Here is a 20,500-nt window from a genome sequence, read left to right as displayed (position 1 = left end):
CTGTCCTGATGCTTTAGCGCTATAGTTAAGCAAACAAAGCATAATAATGCGCGATGACGATTAGGTGACGGGGAATGGCAGTAAGGGAAAACTGTGCATTAATGTTAGGCGGTGGTGGGGCCAGAGCCGCTTATCAGGTCGGTGTACTAAAAGCACTAGTACAGCTATATCCCCGCAATCATGGTATTCCTTTTAATGTCATATGCGGGACATCTGCAGGTGCGATTAACGGTACCGCCATGGCCACACACGCGTCCTGCTTCCACTTAGGCGTAAAAAAACTGGAGTGGATCTGGCGGCATCTGCATACCAGCCGCATATACAAGGCTGCTATTCCTGGAGTACTGCAACACTTAGGCGCAATGTTGCTTAAAGGGATACAGACTGACTTGGCCAATACAGATGCGGGCAGTTTGCTGGACAATTCACCACTGCGCGATTTGCTGAATGAGCTTATTAACTTTGAACGCATTGACCGTAATATCCAAAACGGTCACCTCACCGCCATCAGTATTGATACTTCCTGTTATAACACCTCACAATCCGTGAGTTTTTTTCAAGCCAGCAGTGAAATAGAAAACTGGCAACGATCACGGCGCAGCGGCTTGCGCACTCGGCTGAATACTGAACATTTGATGGCGAGTGCCGCAATTCCGATGGTGTTCCCGTCGATTCGGCTAGGTAAATGGTATTACGGTGATGGTTCCGTACATCAGCTCTCCCCTTTGTCCTGCCCTATTCATCTTGGTGCCGATCGCATCATGGTGATAAACCTAGAAAGTCCGCACAAGCAACAACCAAAGGATCTGGAATACCATCCCAAGACAGCCACCATTGCTGGTCACCTGTTGGATACCATTTTCTCCGATACCCTGAACAGTGACATGGAGCGCCTTACCCGCGTTAATGGCACGTTAGCGTTGATCCCGCCCACCAGCCGCGAATTATTGAGCCTACGCAATATTGATACTTTAGTAATCAAACCCAGCGAAGATTTGAGTGATATTGCTAAACGCTATTACATGGAAATGCCATTCGCCATTCGGCGGCTGTTAGGGTTAATTGGTATCAACAGCCAATCAGATACCAGCATAGTGTCTTACCTGCTGTTTGAGAAAGCCTATACCGGAGCTTTGATTGATTTAGGTTACAAAGATGCCATGAGTAATCTGGAGGAGATTAAACGCTTTTTTAATCTCGGCTGATCCGTTTTCTGCCAGTCAAATTGGCTTATCGAAGTCAAAATTCTGACACGCCATTTATTTCATAAGTCCGCGCACCTACTCAGGCCAGGGAAATAATGGTAACGGATAAAAAAGGCACAAACTTTGCTTATACAAGTTCAATTACCTGTCAGCAGTAGTGGAGTAATCCATTTGGACTATATCAGCAATATTGGTGGTCATCGCGACTCACTGGAATCTTGGCACGATGACACACGTCATGTCACTGCCCAGCCCGATCCATTACAACTGTTGCAGAAACTCCACAGTAGCCTCGATCCGCGGACAGTTTTTGCCTGCTATGGCAAACAACTATTACAGTATCTGCCGCTTAGTGGCATTTACTGTAAGTTCGGTGAACTGGAACTACGTTGGGGACGCTTGAAAGGTATCAAGCTGATGCATGAAGTCCCCGTCGGTGACGCAGAAGCTGAACTGGAGTATTACCTACAAATGCCGCTCAGTATCGGTGAAATGCTGGTGCTACAGCAATTGGAGCCGCTACTCTCCCAACCCTTAAACAACGCCGTGCGCTATCAACAGATGGCATCGCAGGCGATGTTCGATGCATTAACAGGGTTAGGTAACCGCCACTTCTTTGGCCAGGCATTTCGGACCGTACTTGCGAGAGCACAGCGCAGTCGCAATCAGGTAAGCCTGTTGCTGTTGGATCTGGATAACTTTAAACAGCTCAACGACCAGATGGGCCACCATTATGGCGATAAGGCGCTGGTCAGATTCGGAGAAATTATTCGCCGCAGCATTCGCCGCTGCGACCAACCCTTCCGCCTCGGTGGTGATGAATTTGCCATATTGGTAGAAGGCGATGTTTCCGCGGCGGTCAGCATTGCAAACCGGATATTGCAATATATGCAGACTGAAACACTGTTCAATCAGCAAAATGTCACTTGCAGTATGGGGATTGGTGCCTGGCAACCCCATTTGAACCAGGATCAATTGTTCAATAACACAGATGCCGCGCTTTACCGGGCAAAGAGTGCCGGCCGTAACGGCTATGCGCTGGCCGAGTAAAGCACATAAAGGCGCCGAATGACGCCTTTATGTATCTGGGTCAGTTACAAGCCGCGCAGCTGAATTCTGCGCAGGAACTCGGTCATAATCCGATCGTACAGTAAATCGCCATAGAACAGATCTTCAATGCCGTGATCAATACTAGGATTGTCATTGATTTCAATCACATATGCTTGACCATCCACTTCTTTTAGATCGACTCCATAAAAACCAGAGCCAATCAGATTGGCAGATTTCAATGCGGTATCAACTATCTGAGCCGGTACACGTTTAAGGTCCTGGGCATCGTAACTTCCACTGCTGAATTTGCCATCTTTGTGATGTTCATATATCTGCCAGTGACCACGACTCATATAGTAGCGACAAGCATATATTGGCTGTCGATTTAGTATGCCAATACGCCAATCAAACGGCGTTGGCAAATATTCCTGCGCCAAGATTAGAGTGCTGTGTTCGAAAATACGTTTAGCTTCCGCCCGTAAACTATCGATATCTTTGACCTTAACCACGCCAAGGGAAAACGCACCATCGGGTACCTTGAGTACCGCAGGCAAACCTATCTGCTCCAGCAAGGTTTCCTCCCAGTGCGGGTCTGACTCATTGAGGATCAGACTCTTGGGGACTGAAATCTTGTGATTCAGCAACAATTCTGTCAAAAATACCTTGTTGGTACACTTCATAATGGATTCCGGATCATCCATGACCACGAGTCCCATTTGCTCGGCATTTTTGGCAAAACGGTAAGTAAAATTACTGATATTAGTGGTCGCCCGAATAAAGAGTCCGTCAAACTCACCCAGACGACTCATATCACGGCGTCCCAGTAACTGCATATCCATGCCAATACGGTTAGCCGCCTTGATGAAACGTTTGATGGCGCTATTATTGGATGGCGGCATTTTTTCATGCTCATCCACCAGCATCGCCATCTCATAACGATAGGATTTTTTGCGTTTAGGTGCGCGCCATACTTTTCGAGAAAAGGCCTCCAGATATATCGCAAACAGATCTTGCTCTGGATCGGTTAATTCCTGGAATGGAAAGGGGGCGATATGACTGACTTGCCATTTATCGCCCCCTTTAACCAGTTCCACATCCAGCACAGGTACGTTAAAGCGTTCAAAAATCTTGTGTCCAATCCGTTCCAGTTCCTCGCGCTCGCTGTGACCAAAAAACAGCTTAAATCGCAGACGGGTCTGTTCTGGCGACAGTCGGTCCAGTCCCGACTGTGGCAAACTGAAGAATCTGTCCTGTGACAGATCATTAATCGTCATCACTGAGGGGATCACCCGATGTCCTCTGGCTTCCGCCATCAGCGAGCAATAATATCCGGTAGTGAGATAATCATAACTGCGGCACAAATTCAGTACCTGCACACTGTTGTTATCGGTAAACGCCCCCATATTAAGATAATCGTTTACCGTTACCATACTGTCACTGGGCAGATAAGGTCGCCAGTCACTGGCGTCGTCAGTTACGATAAGCAGTTGTGCCATAAATAATTGTTGCCTCCCATATTGGTTGGGGATTAAATATCAGAAGTTTGTCTTCTATCTAAACATCATGGAAATACGTGCCGCTACACAGGCCGAACTTTCAGCGCTCGATCAACTGGAACTCTCCGCCTTCAGCGGTGACCGCATCAGTCACCGCCAAATGAAACGTTTTATTCAATCAACTCATGCGCGGCTGTTTGTCGCTATGGACAACGGTCTACTTGCGGGTTATGCCCTGTTGCTGTTTCACCGAGGAACTAACCTTGCAAGGTTGTATTCCCTAGCAATTGATGCCAAATGGCGTGGCCAGGGACTTGCACAGCAGCTAATGCATGAGTGTGAACAAGAGGCCATTCATAAAGGCTACATTACGTTACGCCTGGAGGTGCGCAATGACAATATTGGCGCCCGCCGACTGTATGAAAAATTAGGCTATAAGGTGTTGAAAGCACTGGTGCATTATTATGACGACCTAGCCGATGGTGTGCGAATGCACAAACGGCTGGATCCACCAGGCCCGAGTACCGTGTTAAAGATGCCCTTGTATGCGCAAACCACAGCATTCAGTTGTGGTCCTGCCAGTCTGTTAATGGCTTTTGCCGCCTTAAAAGCTGAGGCAGTTCCAAGCCGTATGGAAGAACTGCGGCTATGGCGTGAGGCCACCACCATTTTTATGACCAGCGGTCATGGCGGTTGTTCGGCACATGGACTAGCATTATCCGCACTAAGACGTGGTTTTGGCGTGAAGCTGTTCAGCCGTTCTGAGTCAGTACCTTTCATCGATGGCGTACGTGATCGCAATAAAAAGGCGGTGATCCAGCTGGTTCATGAAGATTTCTGTCAGCAACTACAGGCGCGCGGTATTAGCGCCCAGACTCGCGCCCCGTCGCCGGAGGAATTGCGAAAATTTTTGGCTCAAGGTGCGGCAGTGTTGCTGATGGTGAGTAGCTATCGTTTCAGCGGCGAAAAGGGCCCCCATTGGATAGTGCTGAGTGGCTGTAATAATCAGTTTTTCTTTTTCCACGATCCCAACGTAGAAAAAGCACGTGATGCCATTGGCTCCACTTATGTCCCCATCAGTGACGGTGAGCTATTGCAGGTGATGCGCTATGGGCGCCAGAAACAACTGGCATGTGTGGTGGTATTTCCGCAACTGCCCGAAACCCCTTGAGTTGCGGCGCGAGCCTCTCTAGTAAGCAATGACTAACTGACAGACAGAGTAACGCCTGGCTGCTGCGGCTCTGCCAAGACTCGTGTGTCAACCAATAATCCTGCAATCGCCAGCACCGAACCATCGACAGCGGTCAAGGCTGGTAGTCGAGGACGCAACCAGTATGGCACCTGCGCTTCCTGCCAGATTTTCTTCAGCTCGCGCGCTTTATTGCGGTAATGCGGATGGCACTTAAGGCTACCAGGCAAGCCGTAGCTGAGCGTTAACGGTGCAGCTAATGCTGCCAGTGCGATTCTTGGCCCGACATCGGTTAAACAGCCATTTAGTTGGTGCCAGGGGGGGGGGAGCGGCAAGTTCAGCTTACCCTGCTGCAATGCCTGCCGCTGTTCTAGACTCAGCGGCATCGATGGCGCGACTTCGGGCAGTTCAGTCATCGCATAAATATGACCATAAGCTCGCCGCAACTCCAGTGCTGCAAACTTAAGATGAACTTTGGCGTCGTCATCGCTTTGTAACAGCTGCAGCAATGCTTCATCTAACTGCACCCTAGATGGCAGAGGCAATGCTTGCCGCTCGATGAAGGCGCGCAGCAGTTGCCGTTGCCAACGTTGGGGAAGTTGCCGTAATTCATTAAGTGCCATCACAGGTGTTCCCGTGAACGCACACTTCTGCAGCAAAGGTTGCAGCTTTTCCTGGGTCACTTCATCCAGCAACCGCTGTTGTTCAGCACACAGGGCCGCACTGCGGCTGACGGTAGCCGCTAACTCCGGCCAGCGCATTTTCAGCCGTGGTACGATATCTCGGCGCAGGAAATTACGGTCATAGCGGATATTGTCATTGCTTTCGTCATGCACATAGCTCAGCGATAAGGCGGTTACCCGCGTCAAAATCTGCGCCCGGCCGACATTCAGCAAAGGCCGTAGCTGCCAGTAGTTGTCGGCAAACCGTTGGCAACTGCCCATTGCCGCCAGCCCTTTTGGCCCCTGTCCCCGTTTTAGCGCCAGCAATACAGTTTCCAGTTGATCGTCCTGATGATGTGCTGTTAACAACACATCGCCCGGTGCCATTTGTTGGAGAATCGCCTGATAGCGTGCCCGGCGCGCTTCCGCTTCCACACTTATTCGAGGGCCGAGCTGTAATTGGATCCGCAGGACCCGACATGGCAATGCCACTTTTTTGGCCGAGTCACAACAGTGTTGTGCCCATGTATCTGCGTGTTGGCTCAAACCATGATGTACATGTAGCAGATGAATACGTGAGTGCCACTGAGGAAATTGCGTGGCAAACTGCCCCAGTATGTAGGCCAGATATTCAGAGTCTGCGCCACCACTATAGCCGAGCCAGATAGCACCTGGCGGCGTTGGTAAACCCGCCAATAAGCGCTGTAACTCATCAATAACGGCAGACTCCGACAGTTGCATCAAAACAGGATCCTTACCTTATCGGTACCAAATAATGTCTCTAAAGCCAGCATCAATTCATCAGAGGGATTCACTCGCCAGTCATCAGCCAGTCGTAGCCGCCCCTTGGCATCAGCCATAGTGTAATTGATGAGCAGTGGCACCGTGCCGTTACGCCAAGGCAAAATTGTTTCATATAACTGGTTTAGTCGCTCTTCGGTCAACATGTCGTGTGCCAACGTCAGCTCCAGCGCTGAAGCAAAGTGACTCCGCGCCTCGCCCATATCAATGATCTGTCTGGCCGTCATGCGGTTGCCACCAGAAAAATCATCAAAGCTCACTTCGCCTTCACAGATGAGAATGCGATCTTTCTCTAGCAGATGGCTGTATTTATCAAACGCTTCGGTAAACAACATCACTTCGAGACGACCGCTTTTATCATCCAACGTCACCAGCCCCATCTTGGAGCCGCGCTTAGTGGTCATCACCCGGCAAGCCACCACCAATCCGGCAACTTTGACCGTTTTACCGCGCTCGGTAGGGTGAATATCTTTCAGACGCCCAGAAGTGTAGTGCTTCAGTTCAGACAGATATTGATTGATGGGATGACCCGTCAGGTACAGGCCCAACGTTTCCCGTTCACCTTCAAGCCAGATTTTATCTGGCCACGGCGCGCATTCGACAAACTGCTGACGGCAATCTTGGGGATCATCGTTGAGCAGGCCAAACATATCATCTTGACCGATGGCGGCGTCTTTGGCATGTTGCTCTGCCGCTTTCATGGCCTCAGGCAAGGTTGCCATCATAGAAGCACGATGCGGCCCTAACGTATCGAGAGCTCCAGCGCTGATCAGCCGCTCCATCACCCGACGGTTAAGTTTCTTCAGATCCACCCGCGCACAAAAATCAAACAGGTCTTTGAACGGGCCGGATTTGCGCGCTTCAATAATCGCTTCAACCGGACCTTCACCAACGCCTTTGATAGCACCGATACCATAGACAATATTTTGCTGCTCATCTACGGTGAATTTGAACAGTCCTTTGTTGACATCTGGCGGAAGGATCTTACGACCCATACGTTCACATTCATCCACCAAGGTGACTATCTTGTCGGTGTTATCCATATCCGCCGACATCACCGCTGCCATGAATTCTGACGGAAAATGCACTTTCAGCCATAACGTGTGATAGGACACAATGGCGTAAGCCGCTGAGTGAGATTTGTTGAAACCGTAACCGGCAAATTTCTCCACCAAGTCGAAGATCTTCATCGCCAATTCAGGATCAACGCCCTGACTGATGGCACCTTTACGGAACACATCGCGCTGTTTGGCCATCTCTTCCGGTTTCTTCTTACCCATGGCGCGGCGCAACATATCCGCTCCACCCAGCGTATACCCTGCCAGTGCCTGCGCAATCTGCATTACCTGTTCTTGGTAAACGATAACGCCGTAGGTGGGTTCCAGGATCTCTTTCAGACATTCATGTTCAAAGTCTGGGTGCGGATACGCCACTTTTGCCTGACCGTGCTTACGGGCGATAAAGTCATCCACCATGCCCGATTCCAACGGCCCAGGGCGGAATAACGCCACTAACGCGATCATGTCTTCAATATTGTCAGGTTGCAGGCGTTTGATCAGGTCTTTCATGCCCCGGGATTCTAGCTGGAACACCGCAGTGGTTTCGTAGCGTTTCAGTACCCGGAAAGACTCTGGATCATTCAATGGAATGCTAGCAGTATTGATTGGCGCTTTCCCTTCCCGCAGCATGCGTGGGTTGATCATTTCCAGCGCCCATTCAATGATGGTAAGTGTTCGCAAACCTAGGAAGTCAAATTTCACCAGCCCGGCGTATTCCACATCACCTTTATCAAACTGAGTAACCGGGTTTTTCCCTTCGGAGTCACACAGCAATGGCGAAAAGTCGGTAATGGTTGTCGGGGATATCACCACCCCCCCCGCATGCTTCCCCGAGTTACGGGTGACACCCTCAAGCTTGCGGCACATATCGATCAGGTCTTTAACTTCCTCATCACCATCATAGGCTTCCTGCAAAGCGGGTTCCGCGGCAAAGGCTTTCTCCAGCGTCATCCCGGGTTCCGCCGGGACCAGCTTGGAGATGCGATCCACAAAGCCATAAGGATGCCCGAGCACCCGTCCCACATCGCGGATTACCGCTTTGGCCGCCATGGTACCGAAAGTAATGATCTGCGATACCGCATCACGGCCATACATTTCTGCGACGTGATCAATCACCTCATCGCGCCGGTCCATACAGAAGTCGACGTCGAAATCGGGCATGGAGACACGTTCCGGGTTGAGGAAACGTTCAAACAGCAGGTCAAATTCCAGCGGGTCTAAGTCGGTAATCTTGATGGAATATGCCACTAGCGAGCCCGCACCGGAACCTCGTCCTGGCCCCACAGGAATACCGTGATCTTTGGCCCACTGAATAAACTCCATCACAATGAGAAAGTAACCAGGGAATCCCATCTGGTTGATAACTCTGAGTTCTACATCCAAGCGTTCATCATAGGGTGGCCGCTTAGCCGCGCGGACTGCTTCGTCGGGATATAGAAACTGCAAACGTTCTTCGAGGCCGGTTTTGGCTTTATGTACCAGATAATCCGCCGTAGACATGTCACCGGTGGGAAAATTTGGCAGAAAGTATTCGTGCAACCGTACCGTCACATTACAGCGCTTGGCAATCTCAACACTGTTGGCCAGCGCTTCTGGAATATCGGCAAACAGCTCGCACATCTCGGCTTCAGATTTAAAATACTGCTGTTCACTATATTTTTTCGGACGGCGTGGATCAGCGAGGGTAAAACCGTCATGAATAGCCACGCGGATTTCGTGTGCTTCGAAGTCGGCCTTGTTCATGAACACCACTTGATTGGTCGCTACCACTGGCAAAGCATTGGCGGCGGCGTGCGCCACTGCCAAATGTAAATAGCGCTCTTCATCTTGGCGCCCAGTGCGGATCAATTCCAGGTAATAGCGGTCAGCAAAGTGTTGCTGATAAAAACAGGTCAGCTCGTCCACCTGCTGCTGATTTCCCTTCAGCAGAGCCTTTCCCAAATCGCCCTCACGTCCGCCGGATAAAAGCAAGATGCCAGCATTGTGTTGCAGTAACCAGTCCTGATCGATAGCGGGTCGGTCACGTACGTAACCACGCAGATAGGATTTACTCAGCAGTTGCGTAAGGTTTTGGTAACCTTCATTATTCATTGCCAAGATGGTGAGATGGCAAAACTCATCATCAAACCCAGGAACACACATCCACACGTCAGCGCCAATGATCGGTTTGATACCACTGTCGTTAGCAGCGCTGTAAAATTTCACCAAACCACACATATTGCCTTGATCAGTGATAGCAACGGCGGCCATGTTCTCAGTGACGGTTTTAGCAACTATGGGTTTGACCTTAGCCAGACCATCACTCATAGAAAAGTCAGTGTGAACACGCAGATGTATAAAACGAGGTTCGGCCATAAGTTGGTTGTCTGTTTAACAATCTCTGTGGAATGAATGCCCTGCCGTTATGCTAAAACCTCTTGGCAAGGTCAACAAGTGTGTTTTATTCAAGTCCCAGTGCTAGTCGCACCGGGCGGAAACTACGGCGATGCTCCGGTAGCACGCCATACTGGGCTATTGCCTCAAAATGCACTTTGGTGGGATAGCCTTTGTGAGCGGCAAAACCATATTGCGGAAAACAGCGATCCAGTTCTGCCATCTCCCGATCCCGGGTGACTTTAGCAATGATAGAAGCTGCACTGATGGCAGCAATTAGCCCATCCCCTTTAATCACTGCGGCGGCAGGAATACCAAAATCTGGGGTGCGATTACCATCAACCAAAACTCGCTCAGGCCGCATAGTCAACCCAGCAACGGCACGCTGCATGGCCAGCATGGTGGCGTGCAGAATGTTCAGTTGATCAATCTCAACTGGCGTTGCCGCCCCCACTGCTACACAGAGCGCATTGTCCATGATGAGGTCAAACAGTGCATCGCGCTTCTTTTCACTAAGTTTTTTTGAGTCATTAAGACCCGCTATTGGCCGCTGAGGGTCAAGGATCACTGCCGCGGTTACTACGTTTCCCACCAAAGGTCCGCGCCCAACCTCATCCACACCAGCAACCAGTCCCTGCCCCAAGGCCTGTGCCGCTTCAGCGGATAAATCACGGTAAATCGTCATCGACGCGGCTCCTCTAGTAATGTCACCACGGCATCAGCCGCACGCTCACTGGCGTTTTGCCTGAGCATCTCATGCAATCGGGTAAATTCTGCCATCAAAGGCCGTGGATCCTGATTTAGCTGTGCGCTAACCGCCTCGGCTAGCTTTTCTGGGGTACAGTCATCCTGAATAAGCTCCGGCACCAGCGTCTTGCCGGCGAGCAGATTAGGCAAAGAAAATGTTCGAATTTTTACCAGCCATTTTGCCAGTTGATAGGTTACCGGACTGACCCGATAACCAACGACCATTGGCCGTTTTACCAGCATGGCTTCCAGCGTAGCGGTGCCTGACGCCAGTAAAATACAATCAGCCGCCGCCATCACCTCGCGGGAATGACCATCGACCAGATGTATTTCCAAGTCTGGTGCATATTGTTTCAAAGCGGCCATAAACTGCTCGCGACGCTGTGCGTTGACTAACGGGGTCACAAAACGGATATCAGGAAAACGCTGTTTAATCAGCGTCGCCGCCTCAACAAAAGGCTGAGCCAACATTTTAAGCTCGCCCCCACGGGAACCCGGCAGGATAGCCAGATATTCGGCGTCAGCGTCTAGCGCCAACGCCAACCGCGCCTGCTGTTTATCGCTTTCCAGAGGAATGCTGTCGGCTAACGTATGCCCGACAAAGGTACAAGGCACTTGGTAACGATCATAAAAGGCCTTCTCAAATGGCAACAACGCCAGCACCATGTTGGTCGCCTTAGCAATCTTAAAGATCCTTTTGGGCCGCCAAGCCCATACTGATGGGCTGACGTAATGCACTGTCGGGATGCCCCGCTGTTTCAGTCGCAGTTCAACGCCCAAATTAAAATCTGGCGCATCAATGCCGATAAAACAGTCAGGTTGTAGCTCGCTGAGTTGCTGGATCAGCGATTTACGCAGCTTAAGTAATCGTGGCAGGTGTGACAGCACTTCCACCAGGCCCATCACCGCTAACGCTTCCATCGCGAACAAAGACTCAAAGCCCTGAGCCTCCATACGCGGCCCACCGATACCGACAAAACGGGCATCGGGATAACGCTGCCTGAGCGCGGCGACTAAGCCTGCACCTAAAATATCGCCGGAGACTTCTCCGGCGACCATTGCAAAAATCCGTTGCGAGTGTTGCGTCATAAGCTTAATTGTCTCAGCGGATAATACCCCGCTCTGATGAGGTCACAAAATCAAGGAACAATTTAACTTTGGGTTGGCTAGCCGCATCTTCGGCCAGAACCTCGACAGCCTCAGCGACTGTCATGCTGCTGCGATACAGGGTTTTATATGCCCGCCGCAGCGCTAACTGCTCGTCTTTGGTAAAGCCTCGACGCTTCAGCCCTTCCACATTCAAACCTCTCGGCACGGCTGCCTGGCCGGAAGCCATCACAAACGGTGGCACATCTTGCAGCACCAGCGAATAACCCGCAGTAAAGGCGTGAGCGCCAATATGGACAAATTGATGTACCCCAGTCATACCACCAAGAATTGCCCAATCATCCACATGGCAATGACCGGCAATAGAGGCGTTGTTAGCCATAATAATGTTATCGCCCAGCACACAATCATGCGCCACATGCACATAGGCCATCAGCAAATTATTGGAACCGATACGGGTAACGCCTTGATCCTGCACGGTGCCACGGTGGATGGTCACTGATTCGCGGATGACGTTGTTGTCACCAATTTCCAGTCGAGTTGGCTCGCCAGCGTACTTTTTATCTTGGCAGTCTTCACCCACCGACGCGAACTGGTAGATCTTGTTACCCTTGCCGATAACAGTAGGGCCCTTGATTACAACATGTGAGCTGACCCAGCAGTCATCACCAATTTCTACGTTCGGGCCGACATAAGTCCAAGGGCCAATGGTGACGTTATTGCCAATTTTGGCATCAGGGTGAACAAAAGCTAATTTATCGATCACGAACGAATCTCTCTCCGAGCGCACATAATATCGGCGGAGCAAACTAATTCACCGTCCACGGTAGCTTCTCCGTAAAATACGCCAATTCCACGGCGTTCTTTGATCATTTTGACATCAAAACGTATCTGATCGCCAGGGCCGACCACGCGCTTAAAACGGGCATTATCGATCCCTGCAAAATAGTAAAGCACATTAGGAGAAGGCTTCTCACTCATGGTTTTAAACGCTAACAACCCGGTAGCCTGCGCCATAGCCTCTAGGATAAGCACGCCCGGCATCACTGGCTGGATCGGGAAATGTCCTTGGAAAAAGGGTTCGTTTATAGTGACGTTTTTAATGGCGGTCAGCGTTTCACCTGGCGTAAAATCCAGTACGCGATCGACCAGTAAAAATGGATATCTATGTGGCAAAAATGCCAAAATTTCTTGGATATCCATGGTGTTCAATTCATTAGACACGGGCTCTTTTCCTCGCGCCGTCACAGCGGCGTTTATTCTTCTGTATCCAGCCTTTTTTCCAACTTTCTGACCCGTTGGAACAACTCGTCCAACTGCCGGAAACGGACGGTATTTTTACGCCACAGACGGTTATCCATGGCCACAGTGGCGGAAGAGTATAACCCAGGTTCCTTAACATCGTTAGTGATGTTGGTTGCACCCGAGAGATGAACCCCATCTGTAATTGTTAAATGTCCAGAAATCGCACAACTGCCACCAATGATGCAGTATTTGCCAATGGTCACACTGCCAGCAAGTACGGTACAACCCGCAATTGCGGTATGAGCACCAATAATATCGTTATGGGCGATCTGCACTTGATTATCGATGATAACCCCATCATGAATCTCGGTGTGTTCCAGAGCGCCACGGTCAACCGTCGTACCGGCACCGATTTCGACGTTGTCACCAATGCGGACGCCACCGGTTTGGGGAATTTTGATCCAGTTACCACGCTCATTGGCATAACCAAAACCATCAGAACCCAGCACCACACCGGAATGAATAATGCAGTTCATACCCATGTGTACATTATGATACACAGTCACATTAGCCCACAGGCGGCTACCAGAGCCAATGATCACATCAGGGCCGATCACTGTTCCAGCGCCAATCTGGGTATTTTCACCAATCACCGTATTGGCACCAATGACCACATTGGCCGCAACTGCTACCCCGGTGCCGAGTTTAGCTGATGGGTGGATTTGCGCTGACGGGTGAATACCTTCTGCAGCATTGGGTGTGCTGTCCAGTAACTGAGCAGTTCTGGCAAAACCAACATAGGGATCTTTAACAACTAAAGCGTTACCTGGATAGGTTTCAGCCATATCCTGACTCAGGATAACAGCGCTGGCAGCCGTTACATCTAACTGATGCCGCAATTTAGGATTGGACAAAAAAGACACTTGTCCAGACACAGCTTTGTCGAGCGGTGCCACCGAAGAAACTACCTGTTCGGCATTTCCTCGGAGTTCTGCACCCAGATGCTCGGCAAGCTGTTTCAGAGAAACACTATTCATTGATTACTGGCCTTTGCTCAGGGCGTCAACCACCTTACTGCTGATGTCCTGTTCAGGCTTCACATAGATGACTGCACCGCGTTGCAGCACCATGTCGTAATTTTCTTTTTTGGCGATATCGTTGATAGCTTTCTGTACTTTGACTAACAGTTTATTCTGTTCTTCACCCTGGCGACGACGTAAATCTTCATCCAGCGCCTTACCTTTCAGCTGGTAGTCCGCCTTCAGTGATTCCATCTTACGTACCAGATCGGTTTTTTGAGCATCGGTCATCAGCTGCGCATCACGCTGCTGTTTTTCCAACAAACCTTTCAGCTCGTCCTGAAGTTTCTGCACTTCAGCCATACGATCACCAAATTCGCTTTTCAGCTGTTTGGTCACCTGTTCGCGCTGTGGGATCTGTTCGAACACGGCGCCCATATCTACTACAGCCAGCTTTTCCGCATAAGCAGCCATGGGTGCGCCAACCAACATCAGCGACACCAGTGCGCCGTTCATTAGCTTTTTCAAAGTTAAACTCCTTGTTGTGGTTTCAGCAATGCTTGCCGAGTTTATGTGTTTTAGAATGTTTTGCCAATATTGAACGAGAAGATCTCAGTGTCGTCATCTTCAAATTTCTTGATTGGCCAGGCAAGGCTGAACACCATGGGGCCCATAGGTGACAACCACTGCAAATTCAGCCCCCAAGACGATCTGATTCGCCCTGGATCACTGTAGTCAGCCAGCTTGGCAAATTCTTCAGCTGGCAAGGTACGATAAGCATCGTAATTAAACTCGGTATCCCAGACGTTACCGGCATCGACAAAGAAACTGGTACGTACAGAGTTTGAATATGCCTCATCCAAGAATGGCGTTGGAACAATCAGTTCCATACTGGCCGTTGCCAGCGCATTACCGCCGATAGAGCGACTGCTACGCACATAGATAGAGTTAACATCTCCGGGTAATGAACAACCATCTCCAGACGGATCGGGTGAGCAGTTGGCGCTGTCACGATACATATAGAATGCTCTTGGGCCTACCGAATTGGACTTGAAGCCACGCAGATAAGAGCTACCGCCGGTGTAGTAGTTTTCCCAGAACGGCAATATCTGATCATTATCATTGTACTTACCGTAACCATTACCGTAAGCCAAACGAGCACGGGTCAAGAACACAAAACTATGAGAGCGGTTCAATGGGAAATAGAAGTTGGTTTCGAAATCTGTCTTAAAGAACTTCAGATCTGAGCCGGGCACCGTCATACGACCACTCAAGCGCTGTGACGAACCATCGGTTGGGAAAGTACCACGGTCTAGTGTGCTACGCGACCAACCTAAACTGATTTCAAAGTTATCAAAGCTTAAATCTGAGTTCACCGCATCTGTATTGCGATAGATGTTATAGAAACGAACCGCCTGTTCATAATCAGAAGCATCGGAAATGGTGTTATGCCGATAACCGACACCAGCATTAATACGGTTAGTCTCGTTGATAGGGAAGCCAAGGCTAGTCATAACCCCATAAGAGTCATTCTTATAGCGTTCCAGATAAGCCGAGTTAGCATCGAATGCACTCCAGAACACACTACCGCCGAGACTGATACCATCTTTAGTAAAGTAAGGATCGGTATAAGACAGGTTGATACTCTTGGAATATTTGTTGGTATTCAGGGTAATGCCCGCCTGGTTCCCCGTTCCCAAGAAGTTGGACTGGGAAATACCAAACTGCAAACTCAGGCCAGATGCAGTACCGTAACCAATACCTGCGTTAAAGGAGCCAGAAGGCTGCTCTTTTACTTTGAATAGTACATCCACCAGATCGTCAGTACCCGCCACCTTTTCGGTTTCGGTATCAACGGTTTCAAAATAACCCAAGCGATTCAAACGCGTTTTGGATTGCTCTACCAGTGCTGAATTCAGCCAAGCCCCTTCCATCTGCCGCAATTCGCGACGCATCACTTCATCTGCGGTAACATTATTACCAGTAAAGTTGATGGAACGGACATATACCCGCTTGCCTGGATTGATATTGATGTTAAGGGTCACTTCCTTATTTGCATCATCAATCTCCGGCATGGTTTTTACTTCGGGATAAGCGTAGCCAAAACGACCGAGGAACTTGCTGTACATCTCTTCAGTGAAGGTCACATCAGCGCCGTTATACTGCTCACCCGCTTTCAATGGCAGGATAGTTTTTAGCACATCCTCACGCCCCATCAAATCGCCGGTCAGGTTTACCGCTTTCACTTTATATTGCTCACCTTCGTTAACATTGATGGTGATATATAAGCCCTTACGATCAGGCGTCATGGACACCTGAGTCGAGGTCACATCAAAGCGGATATAGCCATGATTGTGATAGAAGGTCTTCAGCGTTTCTAAATCTGCCTGTAGTTTTTGTTTCTGGTAACGACGTTCACCAAACAAATTCCACCACGCAACAAAGTCTTTCAACTCCAGCAGATTGGCTAACTCTTCATCACTGAAATGCTTATTGCCAACAAAGTTTATCTGGCGAATTTCAGCGGCCATCCCTTCGGTAAACTTAAACTTCAGCTCCACACGGTTACGTGGCAAATTGATGACCTGTGCATGCACCTTAGCGCCATATTTACCCACGCCGTAGTAGAAGTCCTGCAACGCCTTTTCAATATCAGAAAGCATGGTGCGATCAAGGGACTCACCCACTTTGACACCGCTATCGTCCAGACTCTGCTTTAGCTGCTCTTCTTTGATGTCTTTGTTGCCATCAAAGGTAATGGCACTGATGGTTGGCCTTTCACGCACCTGAACTACCAGCACATCACCATCACGGGAAACCTGAATATTTTCGAAGTTACCTGAGGCATACAGACTTTTAATGGCCTGCTGCAATTTCAGTTCATCCACCGTGTCCCCGACTTTGACCGGCAAATTCAGCAACGCGGCCCCCAAGGCGACCCGTTGTAAACCTTCGACTTGAATGTCTGTGACCTTAAAAGGTTTGAAAGTTTCGGCCCAACCATTCCCTGAAAAAGCGGCGCCGACCAGTAACATAGAGGCAAAAAGTTTATTTATTCGCATAGAGCACTTCTAATTATTTGTCAGTCCTTGCTCAGAGTCGGGCAAAATCATTGAAGAGGGCAATGCTCATCAATACCAGCAGCAACGCCGCCCCAAATCTGAATCCAATTTCCTGGATCCGTTCGGATACAGGCCTACGTGTGATAGCTTCAATCACGTAATACATCAAGTGTCCCCCATCCAGCACAGGCAACGGTACCAAATTAATGATACCGAGGTTTACGCTGATTAACGCGAGGAACCCCAGAAAATATACCAATCCAAAGGAGGCTGTATTACCCGCCCCTTGCGCAATCGAGATTGGCCCACTCAAACTCTTCAGGGAAACATCCCCAGTAAACAGTTTCCCTAGCATCTTGACGCTAACAGCGGTGAGCCGCCAGGTCTTCTGTGCTGCCATGGTGACAGATTCCAGTGGGCCATATTGCAACTCCAGTTGCATATTATCTGGCCACTTGGGCGCAATAGGTGACACCCCTAAATACCCTTCCATCGCACCAGTAGCACTCTTATGTGCTGTAGGCGTCACTGGCAGCACTAGCTGGTCACCATTGCGGCGGATAGTCAGTTGCAGTGTTTTATCCGCCGCCGCTTTAATCTGTGCCACAAAGCTTTGCCAATCTTGTAACGGCTTACCATTAATCGCCAGCAGGGTATCGCCTACTTGCAAGCCGGCTTGGGCAGCCGCACCACCTGTGACAACTTCGGCCAATGTCGGCACCACTTTAGGGCGGTATATCTCAAGTCCCAACGTGGTAATCGGTGACTCTTTATCGGGATCAAAATGCCACTTACTGATATCTAACTGATACGTTTTACCATTGAGACGAGCAGCATCATCGGAGCTGCTGATATCGCTCACAGGTGCCAGTGTCAACGACAAAGACGGTTCGCCGATGTGGCTTACTAGGGCGAGATTGACCTCTTCCCAGTTTCTGACCGCTTGCCCTGAAACCGCCACAATCTGCTGCGGATGTTGCAGTTGCATCACCGCTGCAGGACTGCCCGAACGTGTAGCTTCTATCACGGGTTTTACCGTCGGCACCCCAATCAGGTACATAAAATACAGGGCAATAACGGCAAAAATGAAATTAGCAATCGGACCGGCTGCCACAATAGCCATACGCGCCCATACACTCTTGCGATTAAAGGATTCATGTTGCAGCTCTGGAGGAACCGCTTCAACACGCTCATCCAGCATTTTAACGTAACCGCCAAGAGGGATCATCGCGACGACATATTCCGTTCCATCTTTACCGATTCGGTGCCAGATGGCTTTACCGAAACCGATAGAAAAACGCTGCACTCGCACACCACAGCGGCGGGCCACATAAAAATGTCCGAATTCATGGGCGGTGATCAAAATCCCTAATGCAACAATAAAGGCACCGAGATTCCACAAAAAAGCTAGCATCAGCCGTCAATTATCCTCAATGGCAAAGCGCCAAGCCCTTACGGGCACAGACGCGGGCTTCGTAGTCGAGAGCAAGAATATCAGCAATCGAGTCAAGTGGCGATTGCAGGACATGCTCCAGACAAAATTCATTAACTTTTGCGATATCGGTAAAGCGGATCGCCCCTTTCAGGAAGTGCTCAACTGCCACCTCATTAGCAGCGTTCAGCACTGTAGTGGCTTCCTGTCCAGCCCGACAGGCGGCCATCGCCAGTTTCAAACAGGGGAAACGCGTATAATCCGGTTCGCAAAAGCTCAATTGTCCGACTTTGAAAAAGTCTAAAGGTTCCACGCCGGAGACAATTCTGGCGGGATAGGCCATACAATGAGCAATTGGCGTACGCATATCAGGATTTCCCAATTGCGCAAGCACGCTGCCATCTTGATATTGCACCATAGAATGGATCACGCTTTGCGGGTGGATCACCACCTGTAACTGGTCAATTCCGGCGTTAAATAACCAGCGAGCCTCCACATATTCCAGACCCTTGTTCATCATGGTCGCGGAGTCGACGGAAATCTTGGGCCCCATCGACCAATTCGGATGCTTGATTGCCTGAGCAGGGGTTACCGCAGGCAGACTGTTGAGTTCCGCGTGAAGAAAGGGTCCACCAGAACCGGTGAGTAAAATCTTGGAAATACCCGCGACTTTTAGATTACAACGGCCAATTTGTTGCTGTGCGTCCTTTGGTAAACACTGGTAAATGGCGTTATGCTCACTATCAACGGGCAGCAAGGTGGCGCCATATTTAGCAACGGCGTCAATAAATAATCTACCGGACATTACCAAGGCTTCTTTGTTGGCAAGCAGCACCCGTTTTCCCGCTTTCACGGCCGCGAGGGTTGGCGCCATTCCGGCAGCGCCCACAATTGCCGCCATCACCGAATCTACTTCTGGGCGTGTGACCAAATCTGCTAGTTCAGACTCACCACTGGTGACTTCAATGTCTAAGTCAGCAACTTCTGCTCTCAACGCTTGTGCCGCATTGGCATCGACCATATGCGCCACCTTAGGTTGGTGCCGACGACACAAAGCCACCATCTTACTGACATTAGTGTTGGCTACTAGGGCGAACACATTAAAGGCGTCGGGATTTTCCGCTATGACACTCAGCGTGCTGGTCCCGATTGAGCCGGTCGCGCCTAAAATAACCATGTTCTGCATTTTCATTACATCCAGAAAGCAATATAAAGAAGCGTAAATATCGGCAGCGCAGCTGTGAGACTGTCAATACGGTCAAGCACCCCGCCATGTCCCGGCAGAATATTGCCAGAATCCTTGATCTGTGCCACACGTTTAAACATGCTTTCCGACAGATCGCCCAGTGCGGAGGCCAATGCCGTAAACAGCACCACACCGATCACTAGCCCTAACTCCTGTTCTGGGGAGAAATACATGACAATGCCGACGACTATCAAGGTGGTAAGCAATCCTCCAATAAACCCTTCCAATGTCTTTCCTGGGCTCACATGCGGCGCAAGCTTTATCCGACCGACGGCTTTACCCGCAAAATAAGCGCCTGAATCCGCCGCCCACACAATTAACATCACTAGCAATACCAGCACGCCGCCCCAATAAGGATCGGTTGTGCTACTCAAGGACTTAAGTGCAATAAACGAGGCAAATCCGGGTAATAATGTCAGTTGACCAAACATGGATTTAAGCATAGGACTGCCTTGCCACCAGTTGGCACTACGAGGATAGAACAACACCAGCAATAATGACACCAGCCACCAACACGCACCGACTAGGATCACCGCCAGCATAATCGGGTGTAGATGACCACGAGTCCATACGGCATCTGCTGGCACCAACAGATTGAGTGCTACCAGCACTATGCCAAGGGTTAGCGTGAAGCTCCACTGCGTGACGGTACAATCTTTATCTATAATATGCCCCCACTCCTTGGCTGCAATCAAAAAAACCGGCACTAACACCCATGAAAAATAGTTGGCTGGCAACAGGAAGATGGCACCAAGTACCAGTGGGATCAGCCAAATTGCAGTTATTATTCGTTGTTTTAGCAAAAAAC

16 protein-coding genes are annotated in these 20,500 nt (G+C 49.8%); 3 read left to right on the top strand and 13 right to left on the bottom strand.

The genetic code is table 11. From position 1 onward, the window contains the following. Positions 1 to 74 precede the first annotated feature (74 nt). Both IE064_RS09665 and dgcS read left to right on the top strand, forming a co-directional pair. The gene (locus tag IE064_RS09665) at positions 75 to 1,205 is read left to right on the top strand and encodes a patatin-like phospholipase family protein (RefSeq protein ID WP_189617628.1); all 1,131 of its coding nucleotides are present in this window, start codon (positions 75 to 77) and stop codon (positions 1,203 to 1,205) included. A 171-nt stretch (positions 1,206 to 1,376) separates the two neighbouring features. Then, a complete protein-coding gene (dgcS, locus tag IE064_RS09660; protein ID WP_189617627.1) occupies positions 1,377 to 2,255 on the top strand; it encodes a diguanylate cyclase DgcS in 879 nt (292 codons plus the stop codon). Positions 2,256 to 2,299: 44 nt separating this feature from the next. On the opposite strand, the gene IE064_RS09655 is transcribed toward dgcS, so the two are convergent. After that, entirely contained in the window at positions 2,300 to 3,751 is a 1,452-nt protein-coding gene (locus tag IE064_RS09655; protein ID WP_133038120.1) for a RimK family ATP-grasp domain-containing protein, read from the bottom strand. 67 nt (positions 3,752 to 3,818) lie between these two features. Between IE064_RS09655 and IE064_RS09650 the strand changes: the two genes are divergently transcribed. Then, positions 3,819 to 4,922, top strand: a complete 1,104-nt coding sequence (locus IE064_RS09650) for a GNAT family N-acetyltransferase/peptidase C39 family protein (protein ID WP_189617626.1) — start codon at positions 3,819 to 3,821, stop codon at positions 4,920 to 4,922. 32 nt (positions 4,923 to 4,954) lie between these two features. On the opposite strand, the gene tilS is transcribed toward IE064_RS09650, so the two are convergent. The 12 genes from tilS to IE064_RS09590 all read right to left on the bottom strand — a co-directional run bounded on the left by tilS (position 4,955) and on the right by IE064_RS09590 (position 20,495). Next, positions 4,955 to 6,343, bottom strand: a complete 1,389-nt coding sequence (tilS, locus tag IE064_RS09645; protein ID WP_229799946.1) for a tRNA lysidine(34) synthetase TilS — start codon at positions 6,341 to 6,343, stop codon at positions 4,955 to 4,957. Then, positions 6,343 to 9,816 (bottom strand): DNA polymerase III subunit alpha, encoded by a 3,474-nt coding sequence (gene dnaE, locus IE064_RS09640; RefSeq protein ID WP_189617624.1) that lies wholly within the window; start codon positions 9,814 to 9,816, stop codon positions 6,343 to 6,345. Before dnaE ends, tilS begins: the two co-directional genes overlap by 1 nt. A gap of 85 nt (positions 9,817 to 9,901) precedes the next feature. Beyond that, positions 9,902 to 10,519 carry a ribonuclease HII gene (rnhB, locus tag IE064_RS09635; RefSeq protein WP_189617623.1) on the bottom strand — a complete coding sequence of 206 codons (618 nt, stop codon included), beginning with the start codon at positions 10,517 to 10,519 and terminating at the stop codon, positions 9,902 to 9,904. Continuing rightward, positions 10,516 to 11,670 (bottom strand): lipid-A-disaccharide synthase, encoded by a 1,155-nt coding sequence (gene lpxB, locus IE064_RS09630; RefSeq protein ID WP_189617622.1) that lies wholly within the window; start codon positions 11,668 to 11,670, stop codon positions 10,516 to 10,518. The genes rnhB and lpxB overlap by 4 nt, the downstream gene beginning before the upstream one ends. A gap of 13 nt (positions 11,671 to 11,683) precedes the next feature. Further along, the gene (gene lpxA / locus IE064_RS09625; RefSeq protein ID WP_189617621.1) at positions 11,684 to 12,454 is read right to left on the bottom strand and encodes an acyl-ACP--UDP-N-acetylglucosamine O-acyltransferase; all 771 of its coding nucleotides are present in this window, start codon (positions 12,452 to 12,454) and stop codon (positions 11,684 to 11,686) included. Beyond that, positions 12,451 to 12,912: a 3-hydroxyacyl-ACP dehydratase FabZ gene (fabZ, locus tag IE064_RS09620; RefSeq protein WP_133038113.1), complete on the bottom strand. Its 462-nt coding sequence runs from the start codon at positions 12,910 to 12,912 to the stop codon at positions 12,451 to 12,453. Before fabZ ends, lpxA begins: the two co-directional genes overlap by 4 nt. Before the next feature lie 32 nt (positions 12,913 to 12,944). Next, positions 12,945 to 13,970 (bottom strand): UDP-3-O-(3-hydroxymyristoyl)glucosamine N-acyltransferase, encoded by a 1,026-nt coding sequence (gene lpxD / locus IE064_RS09615; RefSeq protein WP_189617620.1) that lies wholly within the window; start codon positions 13,968 to 13,970, stop codon positions 12,945 to 12,947. 3 nt (positions 13,971 to 13,973) lie between these two features. Continuing rightward, positions 13,974 to 14,468, bottom strand: coding sequence for an OmpH/Skp family outer membrane protein (locus tag IE064_RS09610; RefSeq protein ID WP_165900084.1), 495 nt, complete (start codon positions 14,466 to 14,468; stop codon positions 13,974 to 13,976). A gap of 62 nt (positions 14,469 to 14,530) precedes the next feature. Continuing rightward, positions 14,531 to 17,014 (bottom strand): outer membrane protein assembly factor BamA, encoded by a 2,484-nt coding sequence (gene bamA / locus IE064_RS09605; protein ID WP_189617619.1) that lies wholly within the window; start codon positions 17,012 to 17,014, stop codon positions 14,531 to 14,533. A 31-nt stretch (positions 17,015 to 17,045) separates the two neighbouring features. Continuing rightward, entirely contained in the window at positions 17,046 to 18,428 is a 1,383-nt protein-coding gene (gene rseP / locus IE064_RS09600) for a sigma E protease regulator RseP (protein ID WP_189617618.1), read from the bottom strand. Between the two features lie 16 nt (positions 18,429 to 18,444). Then, positions 18,445 to 19,632: a 1-deoxy-D-xylulose-5-phosphate reductoisomerase gene (gene ispC / locus IE064_RS09595; protein ID WP_189617617.1), complete on the bottom strand. Its 1,188-nt coding sequence runs from the start codon at positions 19,630 to 19,632 to the stop codon at positions 18,445 to 18,447. Between the two features lie 5 nt (positions 19,633 to 19,637). After that, positions 19,638 to 20,495, bottom strand: coding sequence for a phosphatidate cytidylyltransferase (locus tag IE064_RS09590; protein ID WP_133038108.1), 858 nt, complete (start codon positions 20,493 to 20,495; stop codon positions 19,638 to 19,640). Positions 20,496 to 20,500 lie beyond the last annotated feature (5 nt).

Source organism: Shewanella fodinae, from assembly GCF_014651955.1.
In the GTDB taxonomy this organism is placed as follows: domain Bacteria; phylum Pseudomonadota; class Gammaproteobacteria; order Enterobacterales; family Shewanellaceae; genus Shewanella; species Shewanella fodinae.
This window is presented reverse-complemented; position numbering and strand designations above follow the sequence as displayed.

Bases quoted from the DNA above. Each gene is read 5' to 3' on its own strand.
- IE064_RS09665 (WP_189617628.1), top strand. From the start codon at position 75: ATGGCAGTAAGGGAAAACTGTGCATTAATGTTAGGCGGTGGTGGGGCC.
- IE064_RS09655 (WP_133038120.1), bottom strand. From the start codon at position 3,751: ATGGCACAACTGCTTATCGTAACTGACGACGCCAGTGACTGGCGACCT.
- IE064_RS09650 (WP_189617626.1), top strand. From the start codon at position 3,819: ATGGAAATACGTGCCGCTACACAGGCCGAACTTTCAGCGCTCGATCAA.
- tilS (WP_229799946.1), bottom strand. From the start codon at position 6,343: ATGCAACTGTCGGAGTCTGCCGTTATTGATGAGTTACAGCGCTTATTG.
- dnaE (WP_189617624.1), bottom strand. From the start codon at position 9,816: ATGGCCGAACCTCGTTTTATACATCTGCGTGTTCACACTGACTTTTCT.
- rnhB (WP_189617623.1), bottom strand. From the start codon at position 10,519: ATGACGATTTACCGTGATTTATCCGCTGAAGCGGCACAGGCCTTGGGG.
- lpxB (WP_189617622.1), bottom strand. From the start codon at position 11,670: ATGACGCAACACTCGCAACGGATTTTTGCAATGGTCGCCGGAGAAGTC.
- lpxD (WP_189617620.1), bottom strand. From the start codon at position 13,970: ATGAATAGTGTTTCTCTGAAACAGCTTGCCGAGCATCTGGGTGCAGAA.
- IE064_RS09610 (WP_165900084.1), bottom strand. From the start codon at position 14,468: ATGAACGGCGCACTGGTGTCGCTGATGTTGGTTGGCGCACCCATGGCT.
- bamA (WP_189617619.1), bottom strand. From the start codon at position 17,014: ATGCGAATAAATAAACTTTTTGCCTCTATGTTACTGGTCGGCGCCGCT.
- rseP (WP_189617618.1), bottom strand. From the start codon at position 18,428: ATGCTAGCTTTTTTGTGGAATCTCGGTGCCTTTATTGTTGCATTAGGG.
- ispC (WP_189617617.1), bottom strand. From the start codon at position 19,632: ATGCAGAACATGGTTATTTTAGGCGCGACCGGCTCAATCGGGACCAGC.